Source organism: Streptomyces sp. W16 (assembly GCF_033194735.1).
Lineage (GTDB): Bacteria > Actinomycetota > Actinomycetes > Streptomycetales > Streptomycetaceae > Streptomyces.
Window position 1 is genome coordinate 1 of the sequence record NZ_JAWOAI010000383.1, and the last position, 9,850, is coordinate 9,850.

At 70.3% G+C, this 9,850-nt stretch carries 9 protein-coding genes and 1 pseudogene; 1 reads left to right on the forward strand and 9 read right to left on the reverse strand.

The annotated features are described in order from the left end of the window. On the forward strand, positions 1-232 hold a 232-nt coding region (locus R6V09_RS36720; protein ID WP_317885806.1), incomplete at its 5' end, for a phosphatidate cytidylyltransferase. A 118-nt stretch (positions 233-350) separates the two neighbouring features. Here R6V09_RS36720 and R6V09_RS36725 read toward each other — a convergent pair. The 9 genes and pseudogenes from R6V09_RS36725 to R6V09_RS36760 form a co-directional block, all read right to left on the reverse strand. Next, complete coding sequence (locus R6V09_RS36725; RefSeq protein ID WP_317885807.1) at positions 351-770, reverse strand: FAD-dependent oxidoreductase; 420 nt, start codon at positions 768-770, stop codon at positions 351-353. A gap of 117 nt (positions 771-887) precedes the next feature. Beyond that, entirely contained in the window at positions 888-1,505 is a 618-nt protein-coding gene (locus R6V09_RS36730; RefSeq protein ID WP_317885808.1) for a VOC family protein, read from the reverse strand. A 93-nt stretch (positions 1,506-1,598) separates the two neighbouring features. Then, entirely contained in the window at positions 1,599-2,657 is a 1,059-nt protein-coding gene (locus R6V09_RS36735) for an alpha/beta fold hydrolase (RefSeq protein ID WP_317885809.1), read from the reverse strand. A gap of 409 nt (positions 2,658-3,066) precedes the next feature. Continuing rightward, positions 3,067-5,628, reverse strand: coding sequence for an FxSxx-COOH system tetratricopeptide repeat protein (gene fxsT / locus R6V09_RS36740; protein WP_317885810.1), 2,562 nt, complete (start codon positions 5,626-5,628; stop codon positions 3,067-3,069). A 122-nt stretch (positions 5,629-5,750) separates the two neighbouring features. Beyond that, positions 5,751-6,227 carry a hypothetical protein gene (locus R6V09_RS36745; RefSeq protein ID WP_317885811.1) on the reverse strand — a complete coding sequence of 159 codons (477 nt, stop codon included), beginning with the start codon at positions 6,225-6,227 and terminating at the stop codon, positions 5,751-5,753. A gap of 125 nt (positions 6,228-6,352) precedes the next feature. Further along, a complete protein-coding gene (locus tag R6V09_RS36750) occupies positions 6,353-7,135 on the reverse strand; it encodes an SDR family NAD(P)-dependent oxidoreductase (RefSeq protein WP_317885812.1) in 783 nt (260 codons plus the stop codon). Between the two features lie 46 nt (positions 7,136-7,181). Beyond that, the gene (locus tag R6V09_RS36755) at positions 7,182-7,388 is read right to left on the reverse strand and encodes a hypothetical protein (protein ID WP_317885813.1); all 207 of its coding nucleotides are present in this window, start codon (positions 7,386-7,388) and stop codon (positions 7,182-7,184) included. Between the two features lie 20 nt (positions 7,389-7,408). Then, positions 7,409-7,657, reverse strand: a pseudogene (locus R6V09_RS54735) (NAD(P)H-dependent oxidoreductase); the annotation flags it as partial. Between the two features lie 416 nt (positions 7,658-8,073). Next, complete coding sequence (locus tag R6V09_RS36760) at positions 8,074-8,628, reverse strand: RICIN domain-containing protein (RefSeq protein ID WP_317885814.1); 555 nt, start codon at positions 8,626-8,628, stop codon at positions 8,074-8,076. Positions 8,629-9,850 lie beyond the last annotated feature (1,222 nt).

A 9,850-nucleotide genomic window follows, 5' to 3' on the forward strand; every position in this document is an offset into this window, starting at 1 on the left:
GCTCGCCGGGGCCACGGCCGGCCTCGGCACACTCGCCGTGCTGTCCGCGCTGAGCTGGCCGATGGCGGTCGCGGTGGCGGTCGGCGGCCCGGCCGGCGACCTCCTCGAATCCATGATCAAAAGAGGCGCACAGACGAAGGACTCCGGCCACTGGCTGGCCGGCTCCGGCGGCCTGCTGGACCGGATCGACTCGCTGCTCATGGCGCTTGCGGTGTTGCTCGTACTGCGCTGACGGGCCGCCGGCGGTCGATATGAAGTGGTCGACCGCGTAGGGCAGGTCACCGAGGTGAGGGCGCGGGAGGGCTGTGCCGCTCCCCGGCGCGTCAGACCAGCGATCGCCCACACCGGTGTCAGCCCGGCCAGACCCGGGCCCGGCGGCATGATCGGTGCCGCCCCGTGGCCACGACGACGTGCTCGGCGGTGTGACGGGCTCCGGCCGCCTCCACGACACCCGGTCCGGCCAGGCGCCCGGTGCCGCGCAGCAGCGCGATGTCGTTGTCGGCCAGCCGGCGTTCCTGCCCGGCGTCGGAGTAGTCCGGCACCATGAAGTCCCGCCGGGCCAGGGCCTGTTCGCCGTCAACCTGAACACTCGCCGCGGCCTCTCTGGCCCCGTGCACGGCCTCACCCGGGTGCAGCAGCGTCTTCGACGGGACGCACGCCCAGTACGAGCGCTCCCCGCCGACCAGCTCACGCTCCACCAGCGCGACCCGCGGCCCGCCCTCGGCCAGGGCACCGGCGCAGTGCTCACCGGGCGATCCACCGCCGATCACGATGACGTCGTAGTCGTAGTCGTAGTCGTAGTCGTAGGCATGGTCGAGGCTCTTCTGTTCGTCCTCCTCGCCCTCCCGCGGGTTCGTCGCCGGACCGGGGCCGCCCCCGCTCGGGTGTCAGGACGGCAGCTCGGTGCCGGCCTGCTCACTCACCATGTACCGCGCGTACCAGTCGGGCCAGTCCGGGTCCTCCGCGCCGGTGCGCGCCTCGTGCTCGCCGTGTGCCGCGGCGGCCCGGCGCAACGCGCTCGCCAGGTCCTCCGCCGAGGCGAACGTCGTGGCCGCGGGGTCCAGCCGGCCCGGGAGCCGGGTGGTGATCTCCTGCAGGATCCAGCCGTTGCCGTCCGGGTCGCTGAACGACAGGAACGAGCCGTAGCTGCTGCGCTTCGGGTCCGGACCGGGCACCCGGGCGTCGGTCCCCGCGTGGTGGAAGACACCGCCCCCGTCGTGGAACACGTCGCTCGGGTCGGCGCCGGCCCGCTTGAGCTCGTCGCGGGCGGCGGCGATGTCGTCCACGATCAGGTGCAGGCCCTGGGCCGAGCCCGGTGCCTGGGACGAGACCGAGGTACCGAAGATGACCGAAGCCGGCGAGCCCGGCGGGGTCACCTGCACCACCCGGAAGTCCGCGCCGGTGGCGACGTCGGCGTCGAGCCGCCAGCCCAACGCCGTGTAGAAGGTCTTGGCCCGGTCCACGTCCCCGACCGGCACCACGACGACTTCGAGCTTCATGTCCATGGGGTGCTCCTCCGTTCTCGGACGAACTTCCGACACCACCAGACTCGCCCCTACGGCCCCGGTTCGCGCCAGGGAGTTCCACTGGCCCGCGCGTCAGAGGCGGTCGGCGTCCAGAACCGCGCGGGCGAACGCCTCCGGGGCTTCCTGTGGCACGTTGTGCCCGATGCCGCCGAGGGCGCGGTGGTCGTAGGGGCCGGTGAACTTCGCACGGTACGCGCTCCCGTCGCCCGCCGGGGTGAAGGGATCCAGCTCGCCGTCGAGGGTGATCGTGGGGACCGCGATGGCCGGACCGGCGGCGAGCTTGGCCTCGATGCCGTCGTAGCGGGGGTCTCCCGCGGCGAGGCCGAGCCGCCACCGGTAGTTGTGGATCACGATGTTCACGTAGTCCGGGTTCTCGAAGGCCTTCGCGGTGCGGTCGAAGGTGGCGTCGTCGAAGTGCCAGGTCGGCGAGACGTTGCGCCAGATCAGCTTGGCGAAGTCGTGCCCGTACTGCGCCAGGCCCAGCTCGCCGCGCTCGGTGGCGAAGTAGTACTGGTACCACCACGCCAACTCGGCGGCGGGAGGCAGCGGTTGCTTGTTCTTCTCCCGGTTGGTGATCAGGTAGCCGGTCACCGAGACCAGTGCCTTGCAGCGCCGGGGCCACAGGGCCGCGATGATGTCGGCCGTCCGCGCACCCCAGTCGAATCCGCCCAGCAGCGCCTTCTCGATCCGCAGGGCGTCCAGCAGGGCGACGATGTCGAGGGCGACCGCCGCCTGCTGCCCGTTGCGGAAGGCCTTCGCCGAACGGAAGGTGGTGGTGCCGTAGCCCCGCAGGTAGGGCACGATCACCCGGTAGCCCTCGGCCGCCAGCAGCGGCGCGACGTCGACATAACTGTGGATGTCGTACGGCCACCCGTGCAGCAGGACGACCACCGGGCCCTTCGCCGGACCGGCCTCCGCGTAGCCGATGTTCAGTTCACCGGCCCTGACCTGCTTCAGCGACTCGAAGGACGTACGACCCGTTCCCTGTACGGCAGTTGACGCCTCCCCTCCGGAGGGAGCGCCCGTCGCGGCGGACGCGGGTGAGGAGCTGAACCATCCCGCCATCGACGCCGCGGCGGTCCCCGCCGCCCCTGCCCCGATGGTCCTGCCGAGAGCTCGCCTGTTGATCATGTGAACCGTCCTGCCCGTGGGTATGCCGACGGGCCGCCCTCCGGAGAGGGCGGCCTTGATCAGGTTCCGCCGCTGGTCGGCCCGGGCGCCACGACCAGTTTCCTCACACGTGGGAGGCACGGCCTCTCGACCCGGGACCGATCGGGTGACCGGCTGTTTCACGAGCTCCAGGAGACGCTGCGCCAGCACCGCGGCCGAGTCGGGGTTCTGCCCGGTGATGAGGTTGCGGTCCTCCACCATGAGAGTGGCTGGGGTTCTCGCAGTCACCTCCGTGCTCGACGACCCGCCCCGAAGACAGGAATCGTCCCGGCGTTTGGCCAGGCAGTACTGGCTTCCGACGCGAGGGCCGGCGCGGAGAGCTTGTCCGCGCGGGAGTTGAGGCACCGACGGGGGCTGGAACTGGGCCCGGCTACGTCGAGTGCCGACGCTCCGCTTCCGCACTCCAGAAGGCAAGACTGTCTTCTGTAGCGCGGGTCTCGGGGTGCTGCGGACCGAGCACACGCAACTGATCGGCGAGCAACTGGGCAAGCGCCGCCGCCGCGTCGGCCGGGTCGCCGGCCCGGCCGGCCCATTGGGCGAGGTGGTGGCGTGCGGAGAAAGTGTGGGGATGCTCGGGCCCCAGCACGCGCAGCCGATCAGCCAGCAGTTCCGACTCGGCGACGACAGCGCCTGCCACATCCCCCGTCTCGGCCCTCCACTGCGCAAGGTTGTGGCGAGTGGTCAGCGTGTCAGGGTGGTCCGGGCCGAGCACACGGAGCCTGTCGGCCAACAGTTCCGTCGTGACGATGACAGCACCTGCCGGATCTCCGCTCTTCCCCCGCCAGTAGGCGAGATTCGCGCGAGTGGTCAGTGTGTCCGGGTGGTCCGGACCCAGCACGCGCAGTCGCTCGGCCAACAACCGCTCCAGTTCGCTGACTGCCGTGTACGCGTCGCCGCTTTCTCCGCGCCAGGAGGCCAGGTCGTGGCGGGTCGTCAGCGTGTCAGGGTGGTCCGGGCCCAGCACCCTCAGTTGATCGACCAGAAGCTGTTCGAAGCCGGACACAGCCGTCTCGGGATCCCCGGCTTTCCCACGCCATCGAGCCAGATCGTGGCGGGTACTCAGTGTCTGGGGATGATCGGCTCCCAGCACTCTCAACTGATCAGCCAGGAGGTGTTCGAAGTCGGAAGCGGCGCCGACCGGATCTCCCGCTTCGCCTCTCCAGATGGCCAGGTGGAGGCGGACGGCCCGGGTCTTGACGTGGTCGGACCCGAGCAGCCCCGAAGTGTCGGCCAGTAACCGCTCGCACGCTGTCACGGCTTCGGCAGGACTGCCGGCCGCTCCGGTCCAATGCGCCACGTTCAGCCGGGCGGTGAGGGTCTGGCTGTGATCGGGACCGAGAACCCGCAACGATGCCTCCAGCACCCTTCTGGACTCCTCGCCGGCTCCGGCCGGATCACCCGCCTGGCCCTGCAGGGCGGCCTTGTCGCCGCGGGTGGCCAGGGTGTCGGGGTGGTCCGGACCCAGCACGCGTGTCCGATCGGCCAGCAGCTCGGCGAAACCTGCCTTCGCGCGGGTCAGATCTCCCGTCCCTCCTTGCCAGGTGATCAGGTAGTGCCGGATGGTCAATGTGTCCGCGTGATCGTGACTCAAGTGCCGGCAGGCCGCGTCGTAGAGATCCTGGAAGTACGTCCGCGCCGCACTCGCCAGACCTGTCAGCCCCAGGCTCTCGCCCGTGCGAAGGAGCAAGGAATGACAGCCGGACATCCACAGCGCGGTACCCGCGTGGGAGATCAGTGCTTCGGCGTTGGCGCGCAGGGTCTGCGCGAGGGCAGGATCACCCTCGGACATGGGCCACACGGCGACGAGTGCTTCCGCACAGGTCACAACAAGGGTGTCCTGCATGGAAGAAGACAGAGTGTCACGGGTGGCGCGCTGGATGAGGCCATGGACACGGACTCGCTGATGGGGGCTGTCGGTGATGTGATCGGTCAGGCTGAGCCGGTCCAGGCACCGCAGTGCTCCGGCCGCGTCCTCCACGCCGACCGGGCCCGACGGTCCGTGCGCCCCCGCGGGTCGATGATCGGTGAGGTGGCGCAGAACCGGAGAACTGGTCAGCACGGCCAAGGGGATTCCGTTGGCATCCAGCACGCTGGCGAGCTGCAGCATGAGGCGGGCCAGCCCTGGAGGACGTAGTCGATCCGCGTGCTCGACGGACAGGGACCACGTGGCTTGAAGGGCCGCACGGTGATCGTCCGGCAGGCCGCTGTCGTCCGGCACCAGATCCGCGAGCCTCCGAGACCAGTCGGCGAGCCGCGCACGGTATGCCGCGCAGTCCAGACCGAGGTCGACGAGGTAGGCGGCTGCTTGGGCGAGGGCGAGCGGCAGGTGGCCCAGGTCCGCGGCAAGACCGGCAATCTGCACGGGGTCTTCCCTGCGGCCCAGCGCGGCGAGTTGGGCGCGTAAGTAGCTTGCTGCCTCGGCAGGGGTGAACAGGCCTACGTCGATACGGACGCGGCTTCGTCCGCGGAGGGCCGCGTCGCGGCGGCGGGTGGTGATCAGCACCTGACCGCCGGGGTTGGCGGGCGGCCAGAGGCCACGGAGGTCGGCGGGGTCGGCCAGGTCATCGAGCACGATCAGCCATCGGCGATCGGTCGTCTCGGCCCACGCCAGGAAACGGGCGGCCGCCTGCTCGGGATCGCGTGAGTCCGCCGCCGCCACGTCTGCCCCAAGTCGACTGTAGGAGCTGACGATTGATTCGCGGCTCGACGCGGTGACCCAGGCCATGAGGTCCACAACTCCGTGTCGCCAGGAACGGCGAGCGTAGTGCGCGGCCAGCTGGGTCTTGCCGACACCGCCTGTCCCGGAAAGGACTTGGCACAGAACCGCGGTGCCACCGCCGGTCACCGCACGCTCCAGCGCCTCCACCGCGTCACGGTGTTGGAAGCACTCCGCTTCCCGCGGAACCACGCCGACGGCATGTGGCCACAGCATCGGCGTCGGCGGCGCCGCGTAGTACTCGAAGCGGTTGATGCTGTGGGCGGCGACGCTGTGGTGGTGCGCGTTGATCGAAGGGCTTGTGGTGTCAGAGGTCGCCGGGGTGACTCCGGGAGTCGTCAGTCGTCCCCCGGGCCCGGCCGCTGAGGGTTTCCGATCGTCACGTCGCCCATCACGCCGGCAGCAGCCGACCCTCGATCGGCGCGGATGTCGACTGTTCCCCCGACGGCGAGTCCGCCGTCACCGGCGGACACCCCACCGAACGACTGTTGGCCGTACCTGACCAGCTCGTTGAGACGCCGAACCAACTCCGCGCGGTCCTCGCCGTCGGCGTCCTCCAGGAGATCGTGAAAGCGGGTCTGCCAGGCGGCCACCACCCTCGCACGGGCTTGTTCCCGCTCCTCGGGTCCAGCGCGTTCCAACTCCGCGACGGACCCGTCGAGTCGTTCCAGGAGGATCCTCTGTTCCACCCCGTCTCCACGGCCGAAGATCCGGGCCACGCGTTGGCGCAAGCCCTGCCATGCGTCCGTGCCGGCCGCGGAGGCCACAGCGGCCCCGGCCGCGGACACCAGCGCAACCAGCGTCTGATCCAGCATGCTGTCCCCCCTCGAAGCACACCACAGTGCGATGGACCCGCCACCGAGCGTACTGGCGCGCCCGGCGTCAGCCCAGACAGGTCGGCGGCTGATGACTGTGCCGTAGATCATCGGGCAGGTCCGGTTCAGATGTGGGGGGCGCGGGCGGCGGACGAGCCGTCGCGGACCACCTCGCCTGTGAGGTTGCCGTTGGCTCCTGAGCCGAGGAACAGGACGAGCTTGGCGACGTCGTCCGCGTCGGACAGGCGGCGGGTGGGGGTGGCTGCGGCCAGCTTGTCGGTGATGAACTTGGGGATGGGCGCACGGCTGTCGGTCAGGGTGAGGCCGGGGGCCACCGCGTTGACGAGGATGCCGTCCCAGCCGGCTTCCCAGGCGAGGCTGCGCGCGAGGCCGTAGAGCCCGGACTTGGCCGTTCCGTACGGACCGGGGCCCGGCAGGCCCTCCTCCGCGACGCTGGAGGAGATCAGCACGATCCGGCCCCAGCCGCGCGAGCGCATGCTCGGCAGGACCGCGCGGACCTGGGCGGCGGCGCCGATCAGGTTGGCGCCGATCATGGCCTGCCACTCGTCCAGCGGCACGTCCTCGAAGCGGATGCCCGGGTCGGGCGGGCCGTCACCGCCCCAGCGCACGGCGTTGGCGACGAGCACGTCGATGCCGCCCCACCGGTCGACGACGGTGTTCACGGCCTCCTCTACGCTGCGCAGGGCCTCCAGATCGAGCCGGACCACGAGGGCCTGCCCGCCGGCGGCCTCCACTCCGGAGGCCACCTTCTCGGCCTTCTCGGGGCTGTCGCGGTAGGTGATGGCGACGCGGGCGCCCTCCTGGCCGAAGGCCCGGGCGGTAGCTGCGCCGATGCCTTTGGATGCGCCGGTGACCAGGACCACACGGTCCTTGAGTGCGGTGTCCATCGTGCGGGGTGTCCTCTCTTCGTCCGGGAGTGCGTGCCGGGACGGCTCAGGCCGCGGGGGTCTCGGCGGGCACCCGGGTGGCCAGCGCCTCGACCGCGTCCAGAGCGGCGGTCCGGGACGCCTCGTGGGCGTCACGGAACTGCGCCAGGAACGGCATGACCGGGGCGTGCGTGAGCTCCGTGTGCACGAACTCCACGTCCTCCAGACCGAGGGCGGAGAAGTAGGCGCGCAGGTACGGCTCCTGGAAGTCCATGGGCTCCCGGGGCCGTAGGCGCCGCCACGGGCACTGAGGATCACGGCGGACTTCCCCGCGAGCGGCAGCCACGGCAGGGTCACCCGGTCCATCCAGGTCTTGAGCGAGCCGGGGACGCCGAAGTTGTACATGGGCGTTCCGATGAGCAGGGCGTCGGCCGCGAGAAGCTGCTCGATGAGGGGGCGGGTCGCCGCCCAGGCCCCGGCCAGCTCGGGCGCGGCGGCCACCTCGTCCATCGCCGCCAAGTCCCGCACCCGACGCCTACTCACACCAAGCCATCTGACGTGCGGTTTTCACGATGCACCGTGTTCAGTGAAGCAAATGGGGCAACGAATCGTCCCGGAGAAACCGTCGGCCTGGACACGGCTGCGCGGTCCCGGCCCCTATACCGTCCCTATACGGCCCCTGGATCTTGGCATCGACTCTCAGGGCAGGTGCCCAGACGGCGCGCGACGGGCTCGATCACCTACTCCGCCGCAGGTCAGAGAGGTCTTCAGAGGCATCGCCACCCGGCACCACACGGCCATGCCCGAGGCGCCGGCCCGGGCCAGGAACGCCGCGCCGCTCGGATCACGCCCGTCCCCGGATCCCTCCGAGGTGGGCGGGACCCCTGCGGGGCAGACCGTGTCGATCGGCCGCCCAGGGACTCGCGGGCGGCCGATCCGGTGTCGGGGCGTCGAGGCGGTCAGTTGAAGCCGACGCTCCACCTCTGGGCGATCGTGGTGTTGCAGGTGAAGAGCTGCACCGCCAGGTTCGAGGCACCCGAGCCACCTGGCTCGTCAATGCAGAAGTTGTGTTCTGCGAAGTGCACATGCGTGCTCAGCCGGACGTCGAGATTGGGCAGCGGGTGCGTGGACGTCCACTCCGCGTTGCTGACCGTGGTGCCGCCGCTGACCGCACATTCGTCGAGCCAGAGCGGCGTCCTGTCCACGGGGTTGTCGTCGGTGAAGATGCACAGGCCCAGCGTGTTGGCGAACCGGTAGTGGTTGCCGCCCATGTCCAGCCTGAGCCAGCCCTGGGCGCTGCTGCCGTCGCACGGCATCTGGATGATGGGCGAGCCGAATGCCTGCTCTCGTGGCTGAAGGCACATCGGGGGCGTGTGAAAGTTGTTGCGGATCTCGTGGAACTCGCCGGGGGCGAGCGGCGTGACGGACTGCGTGACGGTCTGCGCGTTCGCCACTCCACCCCAGGCGATCGTGCCGGCCACGGCCAACAGGACTGCCGCGAACGCTCTGAACAAGGTTCTCGCGAATGTGGACACTCGGTTTCCCGTCCTTCCGATAGAAAGCGCTCCGTTACAGGCCCGGCGTTGGAAGGGCGGAGACCCGCGGCGTAGCGAGACGAACTCTCCCCCGAACCTGCGGGACGACAGCGGGCCGCAACGCCCACCGCCCAACTCCCCTATGGCACCGGCCTGTTGGCAATCAGGCTGTCGCCCCGGGAGCCGCGCGTCTCGTCATGTTCCGTTCAGCGGACCGGCCCACCGCGAGCCGGACCCTCTGCTGGGCGGAGGGGCAGACCGACTCCACCGGGCAGCGGCCCAAGGAGGCAGACCACGTCGAGGTCGATCATGCTCGACTCGTCCGCACCGTTTTTGGGTGTGCCGATCGCCGGCCCTTCCGACGCCACCACGTTTGCCGTGCCGCCTGGCCCGACGGTGATATTCGGCGGGCGTCCGGCGACTTGGAGTCCGCTCACCGACAGTGGGCCGTATGCGCGGGCGACCGTGGGTGCAGCCGTCACCGTGCCACGAGGCACGTCCGCGTCGAGGCTGAGGACGACCTAAAGCACGAGGATCGACGCCGCCGCTGCCCATGCCTGCGGTCGGCAGGAGGCGAGGTAGGGGGCAGGGCGTCCGCCGGCTTCGGCGCCATGGCCGGCCCGATAGCAACTGCTGGCGCCGTGCCGTGGATGGCAGCCCATGCCGTGCAGCCGGGACAACGAATCGGCCCGCAGACACCGCCGGACCCGACGCGACCGCGTCGTCCCGGCCCCTGTACGGCCCCTGCGCCTTGGCATCTACCCTTCCACAGGCCAAAACCTGCTCAGGTGGGGCGGGTGGGACTCCAACCCACGGCCGACGGATCATGAGTCCTTTGAGGATCTTGGCGGTCCTTGCCGATCCTTGTGTCCAACCAGCGTCCAGAACGCGTCCCCCGATGGACACGCACACCTGGTTCAAGGACCCTCTCCCCAGTTGAGGAGAGGGTCTCGAAACCATGCGCAGCGGATTTCCCTTCCAACGCGCCACGACTCAAAGGCGGGTGACCTCCAAGTACGCGGGGCGACATTTGCTCCTGCGCCGCAACGAGGGCTACCGACGAAACGCGGTTCGCAAGGTGACGGAATGCCTCATCGGCCGCTGCCACCCTGCGGCCGTGACCTCCGCGCCGACAGGAACACCAGCGCGCCGCCCGCCACCAGCAGGACGGCGATGCCCGCCCGCAGCAGGACTCCGTCCG